The organism is Bacillus pacificus, assembly GCF_020861345.1.
GTDB classification, from domain to species: domain Bacteria; phylum Bacillota; class Bacilli; order Bacillales; family Bacillaceae_G; genus Bacillus_A; species Bacillus_A pacificus.
In genome coordinates, this window is the sequence record NZ_CP086328.1 from 3,478,018 (window position 1) to 3,501,632 (window position 23,615).

The window sequence follows — 23,615 nt, forward strand, 5'->3', positions numbered from 1 at the left end:
TCCTCACAATCTAAATCGCTCTAACTTCAAAGCGACGATTTTGCTTACCTTTACTTTTTACTTTATCAATAACAAGTGTTCCTATTTCATTCGTATTTTTCACATGTGTGCCTCCACAAGCTTGTTCGTCTAAATTTTCAATTGTAACAATGCGGATTTCTTGTATAGTAGTTGGCAGGAGGTTTATGGCTGTTTTAATCATTCCTACAGCATTTTCTGCTTCTTCGCGGCTCATATAACGAGTGGAAATTTCTTTATTTTGTTTAATAAGTTTATTCACTTCCTTAACAATTTCTTCTACTTCCACGCTCGATAACTCTTGTAACTCATTAAAATCGATACGTGCTTTGTCAGGATAGATTTGATTTCCAGTGCATAGAGCTCCATACTTTTCATAAACGACAGCTCCGATAAGATGCAGTAAAGAATGATGACGCATTAAGTTATGACGTCTTTCCCAATTAATCTCTAATTTAACTGGACCTAAATTTACTTGAGCTCCATCTTTTATATAGTGAACTATTTCTCCCTGCTCCTTCTTTACTTTTTCAACTTCAAATACAGACCTATCTTGTACAATGACACCCGTATCACACTCCTGCCCTCCACCAGTTGGATAAAAAACTGTTTCTTTTACATATACTTTATTTCCTTCTACTTTTATCACTTCTGTTTCGCAACTCGTTTTGTATGCATCTTCTAAATATAATGCCGTTGTCATACTCTCACCTCTTTAGTAGTTATAGTTATACCTACTAATATAAAAAAGAAGCTCCACAAAGTCAATTGATAATTCTGAAATTTAAAACAGAAATAAAAAAGACTTCCGCTAACGGAAGTCCCCTATCTCAATATTTCATTTGCTTCTTTTTCATAAATTTTATCAAATGAAGTCATAACTCGTTGTGATGCTGAAATCATTCTTTGATCTGTCATTAGATCTGCCATCTCTTTCGTCATATCTACATTTGAATTTTCTAGCATATGGTTTTTTACTAAGCCTGTTCCGTTCGGTAAATCAGCAATATTTCCTTCTGCTAGTGTAAAGCTTTTGTTCTCTCGTTGCACAAGACGATTATTCGCTTCTGCATCTACTGTTTTTGTTTGCAACTGCGCAATTACTATTCTCTTAATATCTGGTTTTTGCAACGTTCCATCGTTAACTTCTCTATAAATTTCTCCATTATTAGATACGAAGAAATTAACGTTTTCTGGAATTTTAATACGTTCATTATTTACATCCATAACATAAGCACCAGATGATGTTTGCAAGTAACGATCACTATTGATTGTAAAACTACCATCTCTCGTTAAAAACGTTTCATCGTTTTTAGATGTAACGAAAAATGATGTTGTACCGTTTGCACCGTCATCTAAAAAGAAATCTGTAGCACTATTTGTCATTTGTATATTTCCTTGTACTAAGTTCACATGCGTTGCGGCTGGTACTACAGCGTAATCGACTGAGCCAATATTTGTTACAGCTCCGTCACCGCGGCGATATGTGTCTTGTACATCAAATACTTTAGAAGTCATATTTTCTGCTTTAAATCCTGTCGTTTGGGCATTTGCAACGTTATTCGAATGAACATTAATGCGCTGCATGTAATTCATCATACCCATTGAACCTATATAAAGACCGTTCATACTCGATTGAATAAGGCAGTTGCCTTATTCTTCACCTCTTTTCTATGATGTTTGCAACATTTGTTTCGCTAATTGTTCCGCTGTAGCGATATGTATGTTTTTCTTTACGTCTTGTCCGTCTGTCATTAATACAATGGGAGCTGATGATACTGCTGGAATTTTCAACAATTCCCCACTACTTGCTGTTTCATCAAATTTCGTAAATACGATACCATCAATATGAATATCTTTAAAGTTCGTAATGATTTCAATCATATCTTTACTTTTCATCGAAGCTGATAACGTTAAACAAATATAATCTGGCTCTACTTGTCCCATCGTTTCAATCATTTCTTCTACAGTTTCTGACGCACGATAATTTTTCCCAGCTGTATCAATTAAAATATAATCGACGCGCGCTTCTTCTTTAAAATACGTAAGCGCTCTTGTCATTGCAGCTTCATCACGCACAGCGATTACTTCAAATCCAATTGTCTTTACGTAATCTTGCAGTTGCTGAACTGTCCCAATGCGAGAATGGTCGGTCGTAATAAAACCAACCGTTTTTTTCTTACCGTGAAACTGCCACGCCATTTTCGCAAGTGTCGTCGTTTTTCCAACACCAGTTGGACCGATTAATGCAATTGTTTGTACTTCTTTTTCAAATACATTTTCCGTATTGAAATGAGAGCTCATATCTTCCAATATATATTCGATTACTTCTTCTTCTGTAATCATCGTTGCATTCTCAAACTTCACTTTTAACTTTTCAGCATATGCATGAATGAAGTATTGTTCTACATCGTTTTGTTCTAGCATGCGAATTACTTTTTGAATAATAAATGGTACAGATTCTTGCTTTTCTTTTTTTACAACCACTTCTTCTTTTTTGACGGGAACGACTTTTTTCACAGCTTTTTGCTTTTTCGTTACTTTCGTTTCTTCCGTCTGTTTCACAACGACGATACCTTTTTCAAACAGCTTTAATAGTTTCTCTTTCTTTCTTGCCCATTCTTCACTATTTCCTGTTTGCATCGCCGCGTACGACATAGGAGTCGTCACGTTTTCTAAATTGTGCAGTACCGATTGAATTCCGTTCGCCTTCACAATTTGTTCTGAAGAATCATTTACAACATCCATTAATTGTTCATGAAATTGAGCTGTGCCTTCGTTCACTTCTTCCTGTTTATCCTCTGGAAAAGCAACTAACATTTCATAATTCTTTTTCCAAAAAAACGGGATATTGCGTTTTACACTTTCATCGACAACGTAATAATAATCTGTACCATATTGGTCAAATAACTTTCGATACAATTCATTTTTCGAAGCTGCTTTTATTCGCATTAACGCTTCTTTCTTTTCTGTACTTTCCATTACTTCACCCCCTACTATTCAATATAGGCAATTTGATCTACAACAATTTCTGGTGCTAATTCGCTAATACAAAGTACTTGCGCTTCTACTTGATAACGCTCAAGAAGTCTTACAATCGCAAACCTGAAATCTTTTCTACGCGTTAATAATACTGGTTCCCTTCCCATTAACCTCGCTTGTTTCAATACGCGTTGTACTTGTTCAACGACTCGCGTTTCTAAATCTAAATCCCAGTTTAATAAATAACCTTGATAAGAATTGTTCACAACGTCTGCATCTAACTCGATTGAATCTGAGAAGAGCGCCGCATATATTTTCCCGTCAGGATTTTTCGCATTTTCACAAATCACTTTTGAAATACATTCACGGACGAATGACGTTACGCCATCAACATGGTTTTGATAAATTTCTTTTCCGTCAATAATACCTTCAATAATGGTTGGTAAATCACGAATAGAAATACCTTCTTTTAGCAATTGCTTAATAACATTTTGAACAAGTGATAAGTCGATTTCTTTCTTCTTAATCTCTTCTAATAAAACGCCGTTATCATTTTCAAGGGAGTTAATTAAATCTTTTACATGTTGACGCTGAATTAACTCATGCAGGTTACGTCTAACGACAACATCTAAATGTGTAATTAATATGCTAAGTGGCTCTAATACTTGATAGCCTTTCATTTGTGCATCTTGTACCATATGTTCTAAAATCCAATATCCATCCTCGCCAAAAATCGGATCTTTCGCTGGTTCTGCATCTAAATCGGCCATTACATTTGGTGTTTTCAGCGCTAATAAGTAACCTGATTTCAAAACACCTTCAGCTGCCTTCGCACCTTTAATGCGAATAATGTAACGTCCGCGCGGTCTAAAACTCGTATTATCTTTAAAGTTAATTCCAGGAACGTTAATACCAAGGTCGGTAATAATCGATTTCCTCATAAGAACAACTTTATCACGAGCTGTTTCCCCGTTAATTTTCTGCTTTACAAGTGCCGCTAAATCTAAACCTAGTTCTACAATAATTGGATATTTATCTGTAAATACGCCAAATGAATCTTCCACTTGTTGCAATTGCTCATCTTCGCCTTGAATCATTTCTAATTCTTTTTGAAGCTCATCTTCTTTTTCTTTCTTCATTCGATTTTTATTTCGAATTCCTAAGAAGATAATTGTTCCACCAACGAGTGCGAACGGTAGAAATGGTAGCGGAGTAAAAATACCCATTGCGATAAATAAACCACCGAGCGCATATACAACGACTTCATGTGCTAATAACTCTTTAAAGATACCTTCTGTTACTGTATCCGGTGAACCGTCAAATACACGCGTTACAATAATACCTGTTGAAATCGCAAGCATTAAAGAACCGATTTGGTTTACAATTCCATCACCGACAGTTAACTGCGTGTAATGAAGAGCCGCTTCACCAAAGCTCATGCCCTGCTGCATCATTCCGACAATTAAACCGAAAATGATGTTTACGAATAAAATGACAATCCCGAAAATAACGTCCCCTTTAATGAACTTTCCGGCACCATCCATCGCCCCGTAAAACTCTGTTTCCATATTTAATTTTTTTCGTTTCGCCTGTGCATCTTTTTCTGAAATAATACGCTGGTTTAAATCAGCATCGATTGACATTTGTTTCCCTGGTAAAGAATCAAGTGTAAAACGAGCTGCAACTTCAGCTGTACGAGATGCACCGTTTGCAACGATAAACTGGAATATGATTAATACTGTAAAAATAACGATACCAATTAATAAGTTCCCGCCAATTACGAACTGGCCGAACTCTTCAATAACATGACCGGCATTTCCGTTTGTCAAAATCGCTCGCGTCGTCGATACGTTAATCGATACGCGGAAAATCCCGATTAATAACAACATCGTCGGAAATGACTTTAATTCATCCCACTCGTTAATACTTGTCGCTCGCATATAAATAAGCACTGACATACTTAGTAGAAAAACGATAATGATATCAAGTATAAATGGTGGAAGTGGAATTAAGAGCGCCACTACGAATGACGCTGCTAAAAAGATAGAAAAATAGGTTCTTGCAGAATCTATCTTAAACAAAGAGATCTCCTCCAAACGCGCTATTACACTTCAAGTTCATTCGTTTGAATTAAATAGCGCATAACTTCAATTACAGCTACGTATAAATCTTCTGGAATCGCCATATCTTCCTCGACTTGATAATATAAAGAACGAGCAAGCGGACGGTTTTCCACCATTGGTATTTCTTGTTCACGGGCAAGCGTTCGTATATATAATGCGAGCTCATCTTCCCCTTTTGCAACGACAATTGGTGCTGCATCAACGTGTTTATTGTATCTGAGTACGACTGAAATATGAGTCGGGTTGTTTACAATAAACGTTGCGCCATCCATCTTCTTCGCAATTGTCCCTTGCAATATAGCGTGCATAAAGTTTTTTCGTTTCCCCTTTACTTGCGGGTCCCCTTCATTATCTTTATGCTCTTGTTTTATTTCTTCTTTTTTCATCTTAATATCTTGTTCGTACTCCCATTTTTGATAAATAAAATCAATGATAGAAAGAACGATTAATATAATTAAAATCGCTAAGAAGATAAATTTAATTTGCCTAATAATTTCAGTAAGTGACGCAGTCCAGTTAAATCCAATCATACTCACGATTGTCTCTAAATTCTTTTTAAAGAGCACATAAGCGACGTAACCGATTAATCCCATATAAAACAGTGATTTCAAAATATCTACTAAACTTTTACGACTAAACAATCTCGTAAAATAGTTTTTTGGGTTAATGCGTGACGCTTTCGGCTTAATAACTTTAGAAGAAAATAAGAAACCGACTTGAATCATATAATTAAATAATTGAAAAGCGTGTACAAGTATTAAAATTGGAACTGATACTTTTAATAATAAAATCCCCATTAAATAAAAATACTCGGTCGAATCTGTACTTTTCCCAATTTGATCAAACAGCACCGCTACAGAATTGGCAATCTCAAACCCGAGCCAATCTCCGAAAAAGTAAACGACAACTGCTAATACAAGAATGGAAAATAAATTATTTAAATCTTTACTCCGGGCAATATTCCCTTCTTCACGCGATTTCTTACGCTTCTGCGGGGTGGCCTTTTCTGTTTTATTATCCTTTGCCATGTGTGTCCCCCTACTTCGTTAAAAAAAAGTTAAATAGTTTTGTATATTCCTCAAGCAATACATCCGTCATATTTTTAAACACATAACCGAGCATCGGTACACTCATCGCAATAAACAAAATACCACACGTAATTTTAATCACATACGCATTCATAAAAACGTTTAATTGCGGAGCATTTTTTGCGATTAAAATTAAAACAAAGTTAATGATGAATAAACTTCCCATAAGCGGAAGAGCAATTTCAACCGCTGATGTAATCGCAAATAATAACGTTGCGAGTAGACTATCTAAAAAACTAGTCGTCAGCAATTTTGAAATCGCCTCTGTATATTGAAACGACTTTAAAATCGTGGCAACGAAATAATTAATGCCACCAAGTGAAATAAAAATAATGAGAAAAAATATATCAAAAATGGTTGATAGTAAAGTAGACTGTGAGCCTGCATTTACATCAAACAAACTTGCTTGTGATAAACCGATATCAAAGTCTAAAATATGCCCAGCCATTTTCGGAATGTTCCACAGCATTTCTACAATTTTTGAAAGTGATAATCCAATTACAATTTGCGTACCTGCATAAGCTGCAACGTCCCAAACTGTCTTTATGTGAGAGACATCCACTTGATCGGCAACTGTAATCGAAAGAGCAAGTCCAAATGTAACCTTCGCCATTGCTGGAATGGATCGACCAGAGAAAAACGGTAAAAAATATAAAAATGAAGTAATGCGGCAAAACGAAAAAAACGTCGCCGCCCATAATTCCATATTCATTTCAGTCCACCTATCTTAGTACGAACGCAATAGCGATGGAATTTTATCAAATAAATCTAAAATAAGCGTCGTTAACTCTTGAAACATCCACGGACCTAAAATGATAATAACGAGTACAATACTCGCCATCTTCGGTAAAAACGTCAGCGTTTGCTCTTGAATTTGCATCATCGCCATAATAACAGCGATGATAATAACGACAATCATACTTACACCGGCAACCGGCATTAAAATCATAACCCCTTTATAAAAAAAGGTTTGAAAAATATCTATAATTGGTGACGTATTCATTTATATGACTCCTATCACATAGCATCAAACGCTTCAGGCGACCGTTTTAAACATAATGTCGACGATTTTTGTATATCCACCTAAATATACGAAAACGAGTATTTTAAACGGTAAACTTAAAATCATCGGCGGTACCATCATCATCCCGAGGTACATTAAAAGTGTACTAATAATCAAATCTATAAATACAAACGCTAAATAAATGAACATCCCTGTTAATAATCCCTTTTGGATTTGCGTTAACGTAAAGGATGGTACGAGCGTAAATAAGGAAAGATCTTTCAAATCTTTCGGTAATTCTTCTCCGCGCACTTTCAGCATCATTTTTAAATCATGCTTATACGTATGCTTTGACATATACTCTTTCATAATCGGCGCTGTCGTTTCCGCAGCTTGGCTTACCGTTATTTTCTCTTTCGTCATCGGATCCCACACATCGCTCTTTAGCTGCCCAAGAACAGGCTGCATCGTAAAGAGTGATAAAAATAAGGCAAGTCCAACGAGCACTTGGTTCGGTGGCAAATTCATTACCCCAAGTCCTTGACGTGTAATCCCAAGAACAATCATAAAATAAGTAAAATGTGTAAATAATAGAACGATAGATGAAGATAATGATAAAAGGGTAACGAGCGCAAATAATTGTACACTTGAATTACTCGTAAACTCTTTTCCATTTTCGAAATTAATAAAACCGTTTTGGGCTGCATACGCTGGATTTACAAAAATAATTGAAAAAACGATAGAAAATACGAAAATAACGGCTAATAACGATAACTGTTTCTTTATTCTCATAATGGATCCTCTACTTTTTTCGTTTCACTCTTCACCGCGTCTTCTAGCGCTTGTTGAAACTGATTTCCTGTTCCTGTTAATTGCACAGACTGTACACCGTTATTACTAATAACAGTGAACACTTGCTTGCCATCTACTTCAAATAAAAAGGCGCTCGTTTGATGATTTAAATAAACGCCGTCTTTCACTTGAATATGGCCATTTTCACCTTGTTTAAAAAACTGCTGTTTGCGCGTCTTCTTCGTCATATAATACGCACCGTAGCCGAGCGCCCCAAACAGTAAAACGACTTGAAATAAGGTCGTCATATACGACATATGACTCCTCCTCTACTCTTTATCTTGCATTTGACTTTGCGCTTTCATAAGCGCAGCTTGCTTCTTGTCAGCTTCAATTTCAGAAATGATAATACCGAACTTCTCGTCCATTACGATCGCTTCTCCAATGCCGACTTTCATATTACTTAAATACACATCTACTTTATGTCCTAAGTTTTTCTCTACTTCCAGAACATCGCCCACTTTTAACTGTTTCACATCACCGAGCGTAATAGATGTTTTCCCAAGCTTTACACCAAGTTCAATCGAAATATCTGAAACAGTATCAATATGTGCTTTACTTGCTTCATTTCGCTTTCCTGCAAATTCTTCTAATCCCATTAATGACACAGGAGATACTTCATGCTTCATATGGATCCTCCTACTCTACAAAACTTTTAAATAAGAGCGCCTTACGCGTTCCATCTTTTCCAATAAAACAATTAAATTTATGCTTTCCATCTACAAAACCAAGCAACTCATCCGAAACTTTCGTATGAAGCGGAATAATATCGCCTTCCTCAATTTGTTCAATCTCGCCCATCGTCATCTTCTGCTCACCAATCGCAACGTGAACTGGTTTATACACTTGATTTACTTTCACTTCCACTTCAGACGTATACTTCTTACGTTTATCCGAAGAATGTTCAACAATATTTTCAGACGTTAACTTATCCATAATTTCTTCAACAGATAAGAACGGAATCCCAATACGAACTGTCGTATTCCAAAAATCCGTTTTCATATTTACGTTCAGTAATGAAATAATATCGCTCGCTGTCGTAATCTTAAGTGCATTCGGATCTGTCTCTGTCGTTACAAATGTCGGTTTAATTGCCACAACACTTTCAAACGATTGCTCTAAATTTTTGCATAAAAGCGCAAAAATATTATCAAGCGTTAAAAACTCGAATGCGGTTAACGGTCTACGCATCGTAAAGTTACGCTTACTATCACCGCCAAGCCAGCACTCATGAATGTAAATAACAAATGCTAAATCAATCTCAATAACAATTTCTCCAAGCTCTGGAAGTCCGAGATCAATGACGCAATATAAATAATAATCTTTCGGCATTTTCTCCACATACTCACTCGTAAATGGAACTTGCTCCACTGTCGAAGGCTCTAGTTCAATTGGAATACGCATACGCGCAGATAACGACTGTGACGTCTGTTTTCCAAACGTAGAAGCAATCGCTTGCAAACTACGTAAATGTTCAACACCGAACTTCTCCGGTCTATTAAAATCATACTCTTGAAATTTATCTTGCTTCCCTGCTTCTTGTGCGAAAGCTGGCATTTCCTCGCCTTCATTTACCGCCTTCAGCAGGGCATCAATTTGCTCTTGGCTTAATTTATCGCCGCTCATGAAAATCCCCTTCCCTACCTTTTCAATTCAACGATTTCAACGTACATCTTTCCATTCTTCGTCAAAATCTTTCCGGTTCCAATCTCTTCATTCTCAAGCATAAGACGCACCGTATTTTTCGTTGAATTTTCAAGACGATACAATGTACCTTTCGTAATATGAAGCAGATCTTCAATTTTCTTTTTCGTATTTCCGATTTCAAAATAAATTGTTAACGGAATATCATCTTGTAATTTCAATCTAGCCACTCCCATATCATGTTCACGAAAATTTCATGTTCTCTCTATATAATGAAATCTCTTATTTTGAAACGTCGATATTTAATATTTTTTTAATATATCCTTGCGTTTCTTTAAATGGAGGTACACCTCCGTACTTTCTCACATTACCAGGACCAGCATTATAAGAAGCAAGCGCTAAAACTAAGTCACCGTTATTTTTCTTTAAATAACCGCTTAACTCTTTCACGCCGCCTTCAATACTTTCAGCTGGTGAAAATGGATTTTTTATACCCATCTCTTTTACATTCGCTGGCATAAGCTGCATAAGTCCCATCGCCCCTGCATGCGACACCGTTTTCGGATTAAAATTAGACTCTACTTCAATCATTTTTTGAATTAACGTTTTCGGAATTCCGTATGTACGACTTACCCTATCTATAATATCCTCATACTTCCCTTCATTTGAAGAACGTATTTTTTGAATATTATACTTCTTCGTTAATTCCCACGTATCAACAGCCTCATTTTTCGTTTCCGGGAAACGTCGTTCAAACTCTTTTTGCGCAACTTGCACGTCATCGACTTTCTTCGTTTCAGGCTTTTCTTCCGGCTTACTCGCTTCCTCTACTTTATGAATAGACTCTGCTGGTTTATTCACAACCGCTTCTATTTTCGTAGATTGTACCGGCTGACTCATATCCTCTACTTTTGCCGGTTGCGTCGTAGCCTTCGTCTCCTTCATAGGCTCGCTCTGCAACTTCTCTTGAAACCTACTACTAACGAACGCCTGCGGACTACTTAACTTTTGCTGAAACTGTCCTTTTTTATATGCAAGTACTTCTTTTACTATATTTCCAATTACCATAATATCACCTTTTCGGTAAACAAAGATAATCTAATATTAGAGTTTTTTCGTAAAGTTTGCAATAATCCTTTGTAATTATATTGTAATAAAAAAACGACTAAATTGTTAAACTGTTATTTTTTTATATTTATTAATTCAAATTTTCAGTTGACACCCATTATAGCAGGGCTTACAATAAATTCGAAATTGTTTTTTTTGCATATTACCGTTTTTCAATTTGCAGAAAACTCAATATAAAAAAATGGGGGTTCTTAACATGAGAATTAATACAAACATTAATAGCATGCGTACACAAGAGTACATGCGCCAAAACCAAGAAAAAATGAACGTTTCTATGAACCGTTTATCAAGCGGTAAACGTATTAACAGTGCAGCTGACGATGCAGCTGGTCTTGCAATCGCAACTCGTATGCGTGCAAAAGAAAACGGATTAGGTGTTGCATCTCGTAACACTCAAGACGGTATTTCTATGATTCGTACAGCTGATTCAGCAATGAACTCTGTATCAAACATCTTACTTCGTATGCGTGACCTTGCAGTACAATCTGCGAATGGTACAAACACAAACGAAAACCGTGGCGCACTAGAAAAAGAATTTTCTGCATTAAGAGATCAAATTGATTATATCGCTCAAAACACTCAATTTAACGGAAAAACTCTATTAAATGGTGACAATACTTCTGTTAAAATCCATAGCTTCGATGACGGTCAAGCTACTACAACAAAAGGAACTGTTCAAAAAGCAGCTGAAGATAATACAGAAACTGAAGGTAATAAAGAAACTGAAGGCAATAAAGAAACTGAAGGCAATAAAGAAACTGAAGGCAATAAAGAAACTGAAGGCAATAAAGAAACTGAAGGCAATAAAGAAACTGAAGGCAATAAAGAAACTGAAGGCAATAAAGAAACTGAAGGCAATAAAGAAACTGAAGGCAATAAAGAAACTGAAGGCAATAAAAAAACTAATGGAACTATCGATATTACATTAGCAAATGTTTCAAGCGCTACTCTAACAGGTAATGGAAAAACTCTTGACGCACTTTCTATTTCTAATAAAACAGTCGGGGCTGCACAAGCAGCAACAAAAGGTGTTGATGGTGCAGTAGAAGATGATACACAAGCAATTCAAAATGCTAACGAAGCAATTAAAGCTATCGATGGCATGATTGCATCTATCGCAGGTAGCCGTGCTGACCTAGGTGCTACATTAAACCGTCTTGACTTCAACGTAGAAAGCTTAAATAACCAAGCTTCTAACATGGCATCTTCTGCTTCTCAAATCGAAGACGCTGACATGGCGAAAGAAATGTCTGAAATGACTAAGTTCAAAATCTTGAACGAAGCTGGTATTAGCATGCTTTCTCAAGCAAACCAAACTCCACAAATGGTTTCTAAATTATTACAATAATCCATTTGAGAAAAATAACCCTCTCCGCTTGCGGAGAGGGTTATTTTTTATAAAACCTTCTTTTTTTTGGATGGAAGAGAGCATCTGCGGTGCATAGAAGCGGTCAGTGCTTATCTCGATCCCCCCTCTTATGTTAAAACACAAATAGCAAATGAGCATAAGCCTTTTAATCTTTACATGACCTTTTATTGGCTTTGGAACACTAACTATATCAATCTATAAGGAGTGTCTATTATGCGTATTGGTACGAATGTTCTAAGTATGAATGCTAAGCAGTCGTTGTATGAGAATGAGAAGCATATGAATGTTGCGATGGAACATTTGGCGACTGGTAAGAAGTTGAATCATGCTTCTGATAATCCAGCAAATGTTGCGATTGTAACTCGTATGCATGCGAGAGCGAGTGGTATGCGCGTGGCGATTCGAAATAATGAGGATGCGATATCGATGCTACGTACAGCGGAAGCGGCACTTCAAACTGTGACGAATGTTTTACAGCGTATGCGTGATTTAGCTGTTCAATCTGCAAATGGTACAAATTTAAATAAAAACCGTGATTCACTAAATAATGAGTTTCAATCTTTAACAGAGCAAATTGGCTATATTGATGAGACGACTGAGTTTAATGATTTATCCGTTTTCGACGGTCAAAACCGGACTGTTGCGTTAGATAGTATTTGGTCATACAGTAAATGTAACGAAACATATCTCCCCTTCCCCTACACAACATGACATCAACATTTCAACAGAACAAGAAGCAAGAGTGGCGATTCGTAAAATTGAAGAAGCTTTACAAAATGTATCACTTCACCGTGCTGACCTCGGGGCTATGATCAACCGACTGCAATTTAATATCGAAAATTTAAATAGCCAAAGTACAGCGTTAACAGATGCTGCTTCTCGAATTGAAGATGCAGATATGGCGCAAGAGATGAGTAATTTTTTAAAGTTTAAATTGTTAACTGAAGTTGCACTTAGTATGGTTTCACAAGCAAATCAAATTCCGCAAATGGTTTCTAAATTACTGCAATCATAATTGTCATTCTACTCTTTGAAACGATTCCATACAAAATAAAAGGGAAATACATATACACTATGTATTTCCCTTTTATTTTGTACCCAATACTTCTATGGTGCTACCGTCATAACTTGTCCTCTACGGTCGATTCTTATTTTCATCTTTCCGTCTTGTGCGTTATATAAACCTAGCTTATTTAATTCTATTTTGCATTCTTGTACGAAGGTTGGTAATTTACGAATTTGATTGACATCCGAACTTTTAATAAAACTAATTAAATGTTGCGTCATATCTTTCACATCTTGTACAAGCTCTTCTTTTTCTCGTTTTAACCTTTCATTTTCTAATTTTAACGCTTGCAATTCACTCTCCAGACTACTTCTATTCGACTCTTCTTTGAAATGCCCTGCAGCCATGTTAGAAAGCTTATAAATCCCTTCCATAAACTGATGCAGTTCATCTTCTTTTCTTTCACTATGTTGACTAATTGTCTCAAAGTTATCAACGATACCAGATATAACTGTTACGAGGCTTTTTTCACTCTCTTTATGCTGTACTTCCTCTTTTAATACTTGGTTGTTTTCTTTTTTCGTTGCAACATTTGCTTCTTTTACAGGTATATATTTGCGCTTGCGTCCAGGTTTTTGTTTTTCAATATTTTCAAACGGTATTTCACGTTTTTTTAATTTGTAATACGTATTTTGTAATTGACTTTCTGTTTTCGGGAAAAGATTTAGTTCATTTTTACTAACATATTTTGAAATGTTAATAATGTTTAAACCGTGACGTTGGCAAAATTGATACACTTCATACAGTAACTCTAGTTCAGACTTGAGCCATGTGATCGTTGATTTTTCATATGCTCGCATCCCGCCATGTTTTTCTACATCTATTTGAAATAATACCATTCTATTATGTAAATCAACTAGTTCTTCATATTTTACTTGGAATTGTTTTTCTATTTTTTTTAATTCCGCTTCTAGTTGCATATCGTTCATTTTATTATTTGACATGTTTTGTAAGAGACTTAATACATTGATTGCTGTGTGGTGATACATAATCTGTGCCACTCCCCCTCATCCTTTCACAATTCTCATCTGACTCCCATGTCTTTTCAGAAAATAGCAATTTTTACATATCCATATTATAACATTTCGAAATTGTCTGTCAAATAATAAACATACAAAAATGTATAGAAAGTATAGAAATAGAAAAAGATTTTTTCATTTATATGCATAATTGCATATGAATCACTTTTAATTATATTATATGGTATTTAGAATGTAATTTCACCGAAAAAATTTGCGTTATCACGAAAAATTACTAAAAAAATCCAAAGATACATTTTTATATTTTTAAATCAAAAATCTTTAAATAAAGATTGTTCATACATACAACCACAAACACTCCAAAAACGCTCCATCTTTCCACCTATACAGAATATAGAACAGTAAAAAGGAACTAACCAATACTACACACGGTTAGTTCCCTTCTCTCCACTAAAAGAATAGAGTTATAAATAACATCTACAAAACTTCAATTGAAATCTCACATCGTATGGGGCCCTACTAAGCACTGACCGCTATCACACGCGGCTAGTTTCCTATTCCAGAAAAAAGTAGAAAATTGTTCACCAGTTCTTCTAAAAAGCTCTCGGCGATCCACTTCTTCCATTCCCCCTAAAGCCTGCTCGACATCTCTGTTCTGAACATGGCATGGGACTCTAATAGGCACTGACCGCCACCACGCATGGCTAGAGCTTCTATTCCAGCTAAAAAAAGCTTTTAAATCTCTTTTACAGTACTAACTTATCTACTAAGCCGATTAACTCTTGAATATCTGGCTTACTTACTTGCGCATTTGCTCCTACCGCTTCGCCTTTATGGAATAATTCATTTGTAATTAAGGAAGAGAAAATAACGACTGGTAAACGATTCATGATTTCACTATCTTTAATTACTTTCGTTAAATGGTGTCCATCCATTTTCGGCATTTCAATATCCGTAATTAACATGTGAATATGTTCAAACATTTTTTCTCCTTGCTCTTTCGCTAGCTTTTCAATTTGCGCTAACGCTTCTGCACCATTGCTGAAGAAGTTCATTTTCGTATATCCAGCTGATGATAATGTTTCTTCTAATATTTGACGAAGCATTGCTGAATCTTCCGCAATATAAATAATTTTTTCACCGCGATCTGTTTTTTGTTCTAATTTTGAAAGTGATTTATTATCATAACCAGTACCGCTAATTTCACATACGATTTTCTCGTAATCTAATAGTAAGATGATTTTTCCATCTAGTTTTACAATACCAGATGTCGTTTCTTCTAGTCCCATAGATAATGAAGCTGGTTCATCAATTTGCTCCCAAGAAATACGTTGAATACGATGCACTTCATCAACGCGGAAAATCACTTTCATTTGGTTTAATTCTGAAATGATAAATTTCGTTTGATCAAGTGGCTTTGTTGATTTTAAATTAAGAGCTGTCGCTAAGTTAATAACTGGTAAAATTTCACCGCGTACTTGAACAACACCTTCAACTGCATGATGAGATTCTGGCACAGTTGTAACAGGGAATGGATTAATGATTTCACGTACTTTCATTACGTTAATACTAAATAGGTTTTCACCAACAGTATATGTAACAATCTCTAATTCATTTGTTCCGCTTTCTAATAAAATACTTTGTGCTTGTGACATAAAGGTGTCGCTCCCCTTTCATTATTTCCGTATATCTAATTATTAAGCTTTATTAAAACGAAAAAGTCAACTACCTATATAAAAAATATAGATAGTCGAACGATTCATTTCTTTATTTGAAAAGACAATTACTCTTGTATAAACGAAGCAAGTGCTTCTAATAGCACTTCTTGCGCTCCTACAATTTCTGTCGGCATCGCTTCCCATTTTTTCGAAAGCTCTGTTTCTACTCTTATTCTTAACTCTGCATTCATTACTTCTAGCACATATTCTTTCGTTGCTATATCAACATCCAGTAGCGCAAGTGCATATAGTTCCGGATCATTTATTTTTTCAAATAATCGCTTTAATACTGCCGGTGCTATATGTTTTAATTTTTCAATATGAATCTCTTTATCTGAAAATAGCAACTCATATTGAATGAATGTAACATTTTCTTTAATCACTTTAAAATAGCAATTATTTTTTTTATCATTTACAAAATAACCGTTAGGATCTGCAATAATACTCTCTACTTTACGAATTAAATCTGGCAAACTACTCGCTGACATTACAGTCCGCTGCTCAACCTCACTCGGCGAAATGAATGTAACGCGATACTTATTCTGCGCCATCCTCCTCACCTCTCCTTTTATAGAAATCTATCGCCACAAATAAACTTATTAGTCCATCAAACACGTTAAGACCACGAGCATTATTCATACTACACTTCACTTAAATCTATTTAAACTACCCTAGTAACTCTACATATCTCTGGTCTTCAAACAACGGTCGAGCACCACATAAGCCCCAACCGCTACCACATACGGCTCGACCCTCTCTCAAAACCTAAAAAAGAGCTTTTAAGAGCTTTTAAAATCTTTTTTAAGATCTTTTCAGTAACTCGATGTTATTGAACCAGAATGCTATCTGCTGATCCGCGATATCTGGCAACGTAACAAAAAACTCACGGCACTTCATTTCATCTTTAAACAGTTGATACTTCCACTCGCCCTCACTACCAATACTTACGAAATAAAATTCGTGAATACGGCCAATGATTGCTTGTTTTTCACCAAATGAATAGGGAGGCACTTGCTTAATTTCAAATTGATCTGGTAAATATACATGCTCTTCTCGTTCCATTTTTAACACTTGCTCAGCAAGGTCACGTTTATTTTCGAAAAAAGGCAATTGTAAAATTCGTTCTTGTCTTGTCATACGAATAAAAAACCCCTTCTACTACATTACAATTTTTCTTTATTATATATTATCGAATTAAGTTTACAACTTCGTTTAATACTTCATCTGAAATTTTAATTACTTTCGCATTTCCTTGGAATCCACGTTGGTATAGCATTAAGTCAACGAATTCTACAGATAAATCTACGTTTGCACCTTCTTGTGCAGCACCACGTATTTTACCTGCACCGTTTTGACCAGATGCACCAAGTGCTAAAATACCAGTTGTATTCGTCGCTGTATAGTTACCGTTACCTGTTTTCATGAGTCCGCCTTCGTTCGGGAACATCGCAACAGCTAATTGACCAGCAGCTTTCATACTTCCATCAGAATATTTTACCATCACATATCCACCATCAGCAATGAAGCAATCTTTAACAGTCGCCGCTGCTCTACCATCTACGCCTGTTACTGATAATGTTTTATCTGTCGGATGATTCGTTAAATTACTTAAGTCTAGTTTTACATTGCCGCCATTAAATGGAATATTAGCTGCTTGCTCTTTCGGACTTGGATTTCCAACAGCATCAAATGTCACATTACCACCTGCACCTTGAACATCCTTAAACTCTTCTTTTTTCGAATCATTGCGCATCTGTACTTTATATGAATAATTATGTTCACTCGTTTGTGTAAACTCCACACGCATCGTCCAAGTGTTACCAGCATTATCATATATAGGTATCTCTTGTGATATTGCTTTTGCATCAGCTGGAATATTCCCTCCAACTACTCCTTTTGATGTTCGAATACCACCAATTGCAGTTCCCATTGGAATTTGTAACGGTCCTGGAATACCAGATAAATCAACTTCACCAGTTGCTTCATTTGCAGGGTATGCAAATACGTATTGGCCTTCTGTATTCGTAATATAGTAATCTGAAGATATCCCGAATGTACCTTTTCGAGTAAATTCCATATTCCCACCTTTTGAATCACCTACAACGAAGAAACCATTACCTTCCATTGCTGCTTGTGTTTTCCCACCAGTTAGCGTAATGGTACCATCACTATAATCTGTAACTGTACCACTCATTTTCACACCGTTACCGATACTTTTCGGATTCGTTCCTGCGTAATTACCATCACCTTTTGCACCAATTGAGTTATTATATAGTAAATCATCGAACATTGCTTTTTGTTTTTTATAACCTACTGTTTGTGCATTGGCGATATTATTTGAAGTTACACTTAATGCATTTTGTGTTGCATTCATTCCTGTAATACTTGTATATAACGCTTTAATCATAACGTATGGACACTCCTTATGAATTTATAGTTTTGACTTCTTCCGTTACTTCTTCAGTACCTTTTTGCTCGTCTTTCTTTGCATCTTCTGGATTCGTTTCTCCAATTGGTTTATCAGATACTCTCTCAACGAAACGAAGAGATACAACTTTATTATCAATAACGAGCTGTACCTCATTATTTTCTGCGAGGCGAACAGTCTCTACTTGACCAGTCACTTTTTTCCCATCACCGTCAACACCTCTTACGTATTTCCCTAAAAACTTCATTCCACCATCAAGCGCTGTTGAATACATTGTTGATTGCAGTTTATCTACCGCTTTCGTCATATTCTGTACTTGTTCCATAAGAGATAATTGTGCTGTCTGATTCATCATTTGATTCATATCCATCGCATTAAATGGATCTTGATGTTGAAAGCTCGCTAAAAACAATTTTAGAAAATCATCTTTCCCCATTACACCAGGAGTCTTTTGTTCTCCTGCTGATACTCCATTCATTTGCCCTACTGCCGGTTGTGCACCGTTAACAGATGCGTTCCTATTCTGTACTCCTGCTTGTAATGGAATATGGTTTGTACTCGTTGTATTTAATCCAACTGTTGGCACGCTTTATTCCTCCAATAATCCCGCAAATTCTTTTGATTCTTGTTTCTCACGTTTCGTACTTGCTAATTGCTGCTTTTGTCTTTGCTCTTGTTCTCGCTGCTCTTTACGATTTTCATCTTTATCTGCATAGCTAATTTGAATGTTGATTTCTTTTTCTTTTAACTTCAATCTCAATTCATCAAAAATGATTTCCACACGTTTTTTCGCATCGTGTTTTTCCATTTCTACGTGAACATCAATTTGATCTCCATGTTTTTTCATAAACACTGTTAATGTACCGAGTTTTTCTGGATTTAACTGAAATAACACACGTTCTTGTTTCACTACAAACTTTTGCAAGGCTTCTACTTGTGCTTCCATTTTCTTTCCTAAGTCAGGCAATGAAACTTTCTCAGCGCCACTATTGGATTTTCCTATTTGATCAGTACTCGTCGCTTTATTTAATAACTCCGCACCGGCAGAATTCGAATCGTTGAATACATCACCTTCTGGCAACTCTACCTTGATATCTTCACTCTCAGCTTTCGGAAGATCTCCATCTAAGTCTTTAGACTCTTCTTGTTTCTTTGCAATATTACAAGTTTCTGTTTCTACCACTTTCAATACTTGCATCATTTGCTCTGGCATCTTCACTTTGTCTAATACCATTTGCATTGTATCTTCTAAACATATAGCATTTTTGATATTCATATTGGAAAGAAGTTCTTGTAATTGTTGTAATTCACCTGCGGGTAATTCGTTAAGTTTTATATTTCCATATTCTTTATATAGCTCTTGTATTTTTTGTATGTATTGATATAACAATTCTGGCTGCACGCGTAATTGCTCAATTGCAACCATTTGCTCAGATACAGCTAACAATAACTGTTCTGTCTCTTTTTTTTCTTCTTTCTTTACACTTGGCTCTTCTTTCGTTTCCGGTTTTTTAGAAAGAATGTTTTCTTTTCTATCTTCTGGTGCATCTTCTCGCTTTGTTTTCTCCGTTTTCGGCTGCTTTTTGTTTTCCATTCTCATCGCATGATCGAATGAAGAATCTTCACTTTTAGATTGTACTTCTAGCCCTTTTTCTTTTTGCGGAGGTAAACTTTGTTGCACCGGTAATACAGACTGTATCACTACATTCACCTCATCCATTCATACACATTTTTAAATCAAGAAGCATTTTTTCTTCCTGCTTTTCTCGTATTTTCGCAAGCTTTCTACAATCTTCTTGATACATCTCATCAATGACACGTTCTTTTTCTTTTACTTGTTCTAAAAGGCTTTCATTTTTTTGAATAAAATCTTCCGTTTTTTTAATTTTCCGATTCCATTCTTCTATTCTTTCAGGTGAAAACGTATGTGACGAAAGCATGCCAGCCATAATACGCTGTCCAGTTTGTACGACTTTACTACGCGATTTTACAACATATAAATCATATTCTTTTTTTTGTTCTATTTTTCTTTTTTCAGCTGTTAATTCATACACTTCTTTCAAAATCTGTTCTTTTTCTTGATTTATTTGCAATTTTATCGTATCGTACTGCTGCTTATCCACCTGTTTTTATAGCCCCTTCCTATTATAACGCTCTCTTTTTCTATTATATAGTTTTTTTCCAAAAAAATCTGTGAAATATTAAAAAACAAAAAAATAAGACCTGCATGGCGCAAGGTCTTATACTATATGGTGCATTGCTTCAACAATATCAGCAAATTGGAAACGATCTGATCGACCTTGTTTTAAAAATGTATTTATACCTTCTACTTTATTTTTACATTCAAAAATATAAGCATTTTCTGCATTTTCCTGAATCGTTCCTAATTTAAAATACAATTCATTTTCTTTATAAATAGATAAAATTTTTCTCATTTCATTTGCAAGTTGCCAATGATTTGGTGAAACGATTTCTTCCATAATCCTACTTACTGAGTCTAGCACGGAAATAGCAGGATAATGACTGAGCGTTGCAAGTTCACGTTTTAATACAATATGTCCATCTAAAATACCACGTGCTAAATCTGGTACAGGACCATTTAAATCGTCTCCATCAACGAGTACAGTGTAAATACCTGTTATAGACCCCTTTTGTGTTTTCCCAGATCGCTCTAACAGCTTCTTCATATAACTTTCCATTAAAAGTGTTTTACCACCAATCGGTAACTCTTTAACAGCAATATCAACACTTCTACGCGCATCTGCAAAACGAGTAACAGAGTCCATCATAAGTAGTACGTTATTGCCTTCGTCTCGGAAGTATTCCGCAATAGATGTCGCAAGCTTAGCAGCGCGAAGTTGCATAAGGTGACTTTCATCTGACGTCGCTACGACAACGACGCTTTTCCTCATACCTTCCTCGCCTAATTCTTTTCGAATAAAGTCTTTTACTTCTCGGCCACGTTCTCCTACTAAACTAATAACGTTTATATCCGCTTTTGCATTTTTCGCAATCATGCCGAGTAAAGTAGATTTCCCAACACCAGATCCAGCGAAAATACCAATTTTTTGACCGATACCAATTGTTAGCATAGAATCAATGGATTTAATTCCCGTTTCAAATACGTCAGTAATCTCTTCACGTTCAAACGCATGAATAGGCGGAGCATCTAGTTTTATTTTTTGCAGCGGAATGTTTTCAGCGTTCTCATTTAACACTGCGCCATTTGCACTTAACACTTTTCCGAGTAAATGATTACCACGAGGTATAACAACATCTTCTGCAATTAATGTAACGGAATCTCCGTAACATACTTTTTCTGTCTGTTCAAACGGGAGTAACATATTGTTCTCTTTTTCAATTGCAATTACTTCACATAAGACGTTATGTTCTCCAACGAGACAAACATCACCGATTTTCGCCTTCGGTCCCTTCGCTATGAAAAACTGCTCTTGCACACTATGAACTTTACCGACTTTCGTATAAAACGGTGTTTCAATAAATGTATTCCATTTTTGGTTTTCATTCATTAATAGTCGATTCATACATTTTGCTCCTCAAATAACTTCTCTTCTTCCCATTTCTGGCGAAGTTTCGCAAATATAGGTGCAAACTTAAATTCAAAGAACTCTTTCTCCTCTTCTAGAACAAATTCACCGAACTGTAAGGAGAAATCATATTTCCATTCTACTAATTGTAGCAACCAATATTCTTTCGTATTTTCCTTCTCTTCTTGAATACGTTCAAACGTTTCTGGATGTACGGTAATAACTAGTTTTTCAAACGAAGTAGGTAACGTTTGAACGATGCCAGTTAAAATAGGTAACACATCAAGCAATCTAGTATCTACTGCTTGATTCACAATTTTTTCTGCTAGTTGGAAAGATTGATCCCATAATAATTCTGTCCATTCGTATGCAGTTTCTTGTTGCTCTTTTTGAAACTGCTGACGTGCCGATTCTATTTCTTTCATCTGCTGCTGAACGTGCATTTGAAATTGTTCTTGATCATGTAATAGCTGCTGACGCTCTCGCTCTAATATTTGCTGCTCTTGCCTTAACTGATTTAGTTCAACATGTAACGATTGTTGCTGCGCAAGAAGTTCTTCATGATCTACTTGTATTTCTTCTACGTGAACTGGTATTGGTTTTGGAAATTGTAATTCATACGTTTCTTCAGAAAAAGAAACAGAATTCTTCGGAATTCTGTTTTTAAATAAGGACATCATCTTCACCTCTTTGAACGATAATTCTTCCTTCTTTCTCTAGCTTTTTCACCGTACCTGTAATCATTTGCTGCGCTTTCTCAGCATCTGTCATCTTAAGTGGTCCTAAGCCATCTAATTCTTCCAGAATCATCTCTTTACGGTTTGAAGACATACATGTAAATAATTTCTCTTTAATTTCTTCTTTTGCAATTTTAAGCGCTTTTGCAATGACACCGTTATCTGTAATTTCCTCTAACACACGGCGAAGCGCAAGATCTTCAAGACCAAGTAAGTCTTCAAAGACAAACATATTTTCTTTAATTCTCTCAGATAACTCATAATCAACTTCATCCAGCTTTTGAAAGACTGTTTTTTCAACGCCTCGTGAAACGTTATTTAAAATGTTCACAATTGTTTTTAAGCCATCTGTTTTATTGATTGCACTAAATGCCATATTATTTAATTTTGCTTTTAATAGCTCACCAATTTGATTAATGAGTTCACCATCAACTTGTTCTAGTTTCGCAATCCCCATTACCGTTTCTACTCGCTTATGATCTGGCAATCTCTCAATTAATTGAGAAGCAAGTTGCGGTTTAATGTAAGAAGCGATAATTGCAATTGTTTGTGGTGATTCATCATTCAGCACTGTAAGAAGTGGCTCTAAATCTGTCAGTGAATTTAAAAATTCAAATGGATTATCTTTGTTATACCAAAGGTCTTCCAATAATTTTTCAAGCTCGTCTTCTGGCATATTTTTAAATATGCGACGAATGTACTCTTTATCTGGAGTGACTAAATTCAATTCTTTTACATTTAGTTCATATAAGAACTCCCCTAGTACATTTTCTAACGTTTCTGGTTTATATACACGAAACTTCGCGATTTCACGAAGCAACACTTCTTTTTCCTCAGCCGTCATATATTCAATGACTTTCGCTGCCACCTCTTCATCTAATGTACGAATGAGGATGGCAGCTTTTTCTTTGGAGGAGATTTCATCTAACAT

25 protein-coding genes and 1 pseudogene are annotated in these 23,615 nt (G+C 35.7%); 2 read left to right on the top strand and 24 right to left on the bottom strand.

Annotated features, from left to right (window positions below; genetic code table 11):
- Positions 1 to 10 precede the first annotated feature (10 nt).
- From LMD38_RS18020 to LMD38_RS18080, 13 genes are all read right to left on the bottom strand, one after another.
- The gene (locus tag LMD38_RS18020; RefSeq protein ID WP_016717081.1) at positions 11 to 721 is read right to left on the bottom strand and encodes an alanyl-tRNA editing protein; all 711 of its coding nucleotides are present in this window, start codon (positions 719 to 721) and stop codon (positions 11 to 13) included.
- A gap of 122 nt (positions 722 to 843) precedes the next feature.
- A complete protein-coding gene (locus LMD38_RS18025) occupies positions 844 to 1,647 on the bottom strand; it encodes a flagellar basal-body rod protein FlgG (protein WP_074614853.1) in 804 nt (267 codons plus the stop codon).
- A gap of 42 nt (positions 1,648 to 1,689) precedes the next feature.
- Positions 1,690 to 3,000 carry a flagellar biosynthesis GTPase FlhF gene (gene flhF / locus LMD38_RS18030; RefSeq protein ID WP_062822489.1) on the bottom strand — a complete coding sequence of 437 codons (1,311 nt, stop codon included), beginning with the start codon at positions 2,998 to 3,000 and terminating at the stop codon, positions 1,690 to 1,692.
- 14 nt (positions 3,001 to 3,014) lie between these two features.
- Positions 3,015 to 5,081 carry a flagellar biosynthesis protein FlhA gene (gene flhA, locus LMD38_RS18035; RefSeq protein ID WP_000472544.1) on the bottom strand — a complete coding sequence of 689 codons (2,067 nt, stop codon included), beginning with the start codon at positions 5,079 to 5,081 and terminating at the stop codon, positions 3,015 to 3,017.
- 23 nt (positions 5,082 to 5,104) lie between these two features.
- A complete protein-coding gene (gene flhB / locus LMD38_RS18040; RefSeq protein WP_228919854.1) occupies positions 5,105 to 6,151 on the bottom strand; it encodes a flagellar type III secretion system protein FlhB in 1,047 nt (348 codons plus the stop codon).
- A gap of 10 nt (positions 6,152 to 6,161) precedes the next feature.
- Complete coding sequence (locus LMD38_RS18045; protein ID WP_228919856.1) at positions 6,162 to 6,923, bottom strand: flagellar biosynthetic protein FliR; 762 nt, start codon at positions 6,921 to 6,923, stop codon at positions 6,162 to 6,164.
- 15 nt (positions 6,924 to 6,938) lie between these two features.
- On the bottom strand, positions 6,939 to 7,214 hold the full coding sequence (locus LMD38_RS18050; RefSeq protein WP_001098085.1) for a flagellar biosynthetic protein FliQ: 276 nt from the start codon (positions 7,212 to 7,214) through the stop codon (positions 6,939 to 6,941).
- A gap of 33 nt (positions 7,215 to 7,247) precedes the next feature.
- On the bottom strand, positions 7,248 to 8,006 hold the full coding sequence (locus LMD38_RS18055; RefSeq protein ID WP_001220586.1) for a flagellar type III secretion system pore protein FliP: 759 nt from the start codon (positions 8,004 to 8,006) through the stop codon (positions 7,248 to 7,250).
- Positions 8,003 to 8,323: a hypothetical protein gene (locus LMD38_RS18060; protein WP_000121175.1), complete on the bottom strand. Its 321-nt coding sequence runs from the start codon at positions 8,321 to 8,323 to the stop codon at positions 8,003 to 8,005. The genes LMD38_RS18055 and LMD38_RS18060 overlap by 4 nt, the downstream gene beginning before the upstream one ends.
- Before the next feature lie 12 nt (positions 8,324 to 8,335).
- Positions 8,336 to 8,695: a flagellar motor switch protein FliN gene (gene fliN, locus LMD38_RS18065; RefSeq protein WP_000680025.1), complete on the bottom strand. Its 360-nt coding sequence runs from the start codon at positions 8,693 to 8,695 to the stop codon at positions 8,336 to 8,338.
- A gap of 10 nt (positions 8,696 to 8,705) precedes the next feature.
- A complete protein-coding gene (fliM, locus tag LMD38_RS18070; RefSeq protein WP_044790339.1) occupies positions 8,706 to 9,692 on the bottom strand; it encodes a flagellar motor switch protein FliM in 987 nt (328 codons plus the stop codon).
- Positions 9,693 to 9,706: 14 nt separating this feature from the next.
- Positions 9,707 to 9,931: a flagellar motor switch protein FliN gene (locus tag LMD38_RS18075; protein ID WP_000775712.1), complete on the bottom strand. Its 225-nt coding sequence runs from the start codon at positions 9,929 to 9,931 to the stop codon at positions 9,707 to 9,709.
- Between the two features lie 61 nt (positions 9,932 to 9,992).
- A complete protein-coding gene (locus LMD38_RS18080; RefSeq protein ID WP_228919858.1) occupies positions 9,993 to 10,778 on the bottom strand; it encodes a lytic transglycosylase domain-containing protein in 786 nt (261 codons plus the stop codon).
- Between the two features lie 256 nt (positions 10,779 to 11,034).
- On the opposite strand from LMD38_RS18080, the gene LMD38_RS18085 reads away from it, so the two are divergent.
- A complete protein-coding gene (locus LMD38_RS18085) occupies positions 11,035 to 12,186 on the top strand; it encodes a flagellin N-terminal helical domain-containing protein (RefSeq protein ID WP_228919859.1) in 1,152 nt (383 codons plus the stop codon).
- Positions 12,187 to 12,420: 234 nt separating this feature from the next.
- Positions 12,421 to 13,222 (top strand): annotated as a pseudogene (locus LMD38_RS18090) (flagellin N-terminal helical domain-containing protein).
- A 92-nt stretch (positions 13,223 to 13,314) separates the two neighbouring features.
- Here LMD38_RS18090 and LMD38_RS18095 read toward each other — a convergent pair.
- The 11 genes from LMD38_RS18095 to fliG all read right to left on the bottom strand — a co-directional run bounded on the left by LMD38_RS18095 (position 13,315) and on the right by fliG (position 23,615).
- A complete protein-coding gene (locus LMD38_RS18095; protein ID WP_228920375.1) occupies positions 13,315 to 14,262 on the bottom strand; it encodes a DNA-binding domain-containing protein in 948 nt (315 codons plus the stop codon).
- Between the two features lie 737 nt (positions 14,263 to 14,999).
- Positions 15,000 to 15,908, bottom strand: a complete 909-nt coding sequence (locus tag LMD38_RS18100; RefSeq protein ID WP_000075952.1) for a chemotaxis protein — start codon at positions 15,906 to 15,908, stop codon at positions 15,000 to 15,002.
- A gap of 128 nt (positions 15,909 to 16,036) precedes the next feature.
- Positions 16,037 to 16,522, bottom strand: coding sequence for a LysR family transcriptional regulator (locus LMD38_RS18105; protein WP_228919861.1), 486 nt, complete (start codon positions 16,520 to 16,522; stop codon positions 16,037 to 16,039).
- 250 nt (positions 16,523 to 16,772) lie between these two features.
- Positions 16,773 to 17,108 carry a DUF3964 family protein gene (locus LMD38_RS18110; protein WP_016717073.1) on the bottom strand — a complete coding sequence of 112 codons (336 nt, stop codon included), beginning with the start codon at positions 17,106 to 17,108 and terminating at the stop codon, positions 16,773 to 16,775.
- 49 nt (positions 17,109 to 17,157) lie between these two features.
- Positions 17,158 to 18,378, bottom strand: a complete 1,221-nt coding sequence (locus LMD38_RS18115) for a flagellar hook protein FlgE (RefSeq protein WP_073529953.1) — start codon at positions 18,376 to 18,378, stop codon at positions 17,158 to 17,160.
- Between the two features lie 16 nt (positions 18,379 to 18,394).
- A complete protein-coding gene (locus LMD38_RS18120) occupies positions 18,395 to 18,985 on the bottom strand; it encodes a flagellar hook assembly protein FlgD (protein WP_228919863.1) in 591 nt (196 codons plus the stop codon).
- A 3-nt stretch (positions 18,986 to 18,988) separates the two neighbouring features.
- Positions 18,989 to 20,101, bottom strand: a complete 1,113-nt coding sequence (locus LMD38_RS18125) for a flagellar hook-length control protein FliK (protein WP_228919865.1) — start codon at positions 20,099 to 20,101, stop codon at positions 18,989 to 18,991.
- Positions 20,102 to 20,111: 10 nt separating this feature from the next.
- Positions 20,112 to 20,522 (bottom strand): hypothetical protein, encoded by a 411-nt coding sequence (locus LMD38_RS18130; RefSeq protein WP_000360871.1) that lies wholly within the window; start codon positions 20,520 to 20,522, stop codon positions 20,112 to 20,114.
- Positions 20,523 to 20,639: 117 nt separating this feature from the next.
- The gene (locus LMD38_RS18135) at positions 20,640 to 21,944 is read right to left on the bottom strand and encodes a flagellar protein export ATPase FliI (RefSeq protein ID WP_208754946.1); all 1,305 of its coding nucleotides are present in this window, start codon (positions 21,942 to 21,944) and stop codon (positions 20,640 to 20,642) included.
- Positions 21,941 to 22,624: a FliH/SctL family protein gene (locus LMD38_RS18140; RefSeq protein ID WP_000051719.1), complete on the bottom strand. Its 684-nt coding sequence runs from the start codon at positions 22,622 to 22,624 to the stop codon at positions 21,941 to 21,943. Before LMD38_RS18140 ends, LMD38_RS18135 begins: the two co-directional genes overlap by 4 nt.
- Positions 22,611 to 23,615 (bottom strand): flagellar motor switch protein FliG, encoded by a 1,005-nt coding sequence (fliG, locus tag LMD38_RS18145; protein WP_000883350.1) that lies wholly within the window; start codon positions 23,613 to 23,615, stop codon positions 22,611 to 22,613. Before fliG ends, LMD38_RS18140 begins: the two co-directional genes overlap by 14 nt.

What these genes read in the sequence shown, in the direction of transcription:
- LMD38_RS18020 (WP_016717081.1), bottom strand. Translation starts at nt 721, where the DNA reads ATGACAACGGCATTATATTTAGAAGATGCATACAAAACGAGTTGCGAA.
- fliG (WP_000883350.1), bottom strand. Translation starts at nt 23,615, where the DNA reads ATGTTAGATGAAATCTCCTCCAAAGAAAAAGCTGCCATCCTCATTCGT.
- LMD38_RS18110 (WP_016717073.1), bottom strand. Translation starts at nt 17,108, where the DNA reads ATGACAAGACAAGAACGAATTTTACAATTGCCTTTTTTCGAAAATAAA.
- flhB (WP_228919854.1), bottom strand. Translation starts at nt 6,151, where the DNA reads ATGGCAAAGGATAATAAAACAGAAAAGGCCACCCCGCAGAAGCGTAAG.
- LMD38_RS18140 (WP_000051719.1), bottom strand. Translation starts at nt 22,624, where the DNA reads ATGTCCTTATTTAAAAACAGAATTCCGAAGAATTCTGTTTCTTTTTCT.
- LMD38_RS18100 (WP_000075952.1), bottom strand. Translation starts at nt 15,908, where the DNA reads ATGTCACAAGCACAAAGTATTTTATTAGAAAGCGGAACAAATGAATTA.
- LMD38_RS18085 (WP_228919859.1), top strand. Translation starts at nt 11,035, where the DNA reads ATGAGAATTAATACAAACATTAATAGCATGCGTACACAAGAGTACATG.
- LMD38_RS18055 (WP_001220586.1), bottom strand. Translation starts at nt 8,006, where the DNA reads ATGAGAATAAAGAAACAGTTATCGTTATTAGCCGTTATTTTCGTATTT.
- LMD38_RS18060 (WP_000121175.1), bottom strand. Translation starts at nt 8,323, where the DNA reads ATGTCGTATATGACGACCTTATTTCAAGTCGTTTTACTGTTTGGGGCG.
- LMD38_RS18115 (WP_073529953.1), bottom strand. Translation starts at nt 18,378, where the DNA reads ATGATTAAAGCGTTATATACAAGTATTACAGGAATGAATGCAACACAA.
- LMD38_RS18105 (WP_228919861.1), bottom strand. Translation starts at nt 16,522, where the DNA reads ATGGCGCAGAATAAGTATCGCGTTACATTCATTTCGCCGAGTGAGGTT.
- LMD38_RS18080 (WP_228919858.1), bottom strand. Translation starts at nt 10,778, where the DNA reads ATGGTAATTGGAAATATAGTAAAAGAAGTACTTGCATATAAAAAAGGA.
- LMD38_RS18045 (WP_228919856.1), bottom strand. Translation starts at nt 6,923, where the DNA reads ATGAATATGGAATTATGGGCGGCGACGTTTTTTTCGTTTTGCCGCATT.
- LMD38_RS18050 (WP_001098085.1), bottom strand. Translation starts at nt 7,214, where the DNA reads ATGAATACGTCACCAATTATAGATATTTTTCAAACCTTTTTTTATAAA.
- fliN (WP_000680025.1), bottom strand. Translation starts at nt 8,695, where the DNA reads ATGAAGCATGAAGTATCTCCTGTGTCATTAATGGGATTAGAAGAATTT.
- LMD38_RS18135 (WP_208754946.1), bottom strand. Translation starts at nt 21,944, where the DNA reads ATGAATCGACTATTAATGAATGAAAACCAAAAATGGAATACATTTATT.
- LMD38_RS18095 (WP_228920375.1), bottom strand. Translation starts at nt 14,262, where the DNA reads ATGTATCACCACACAGCAATCAATGTATTAAGTCTCTTACAAAACATG.
- flhF (WP_062822489.1), bottom strand. Translation starts at nt 3,000, where the DNA reads ATGGAAAGTACAGAAAAGAAAGAAGCGTTAATGCGAATAAAAGCAGCT.
- LMD38_RS18025 (WP_074614853.1), bottom strand. Translation starts at nt 1,647, where the DNA reads ATGAACGGTCTTTATATAGGTTCAATGGGTATGATGAATTACATGCAG.
- fliM (WP_044790339.1), bottom strand. Translation starts at nt 9,692, where the DNA reads ATGAGCGGCGATAAATTAAGCCAAGAGCAAATTGATGCCCTGCTGAAG.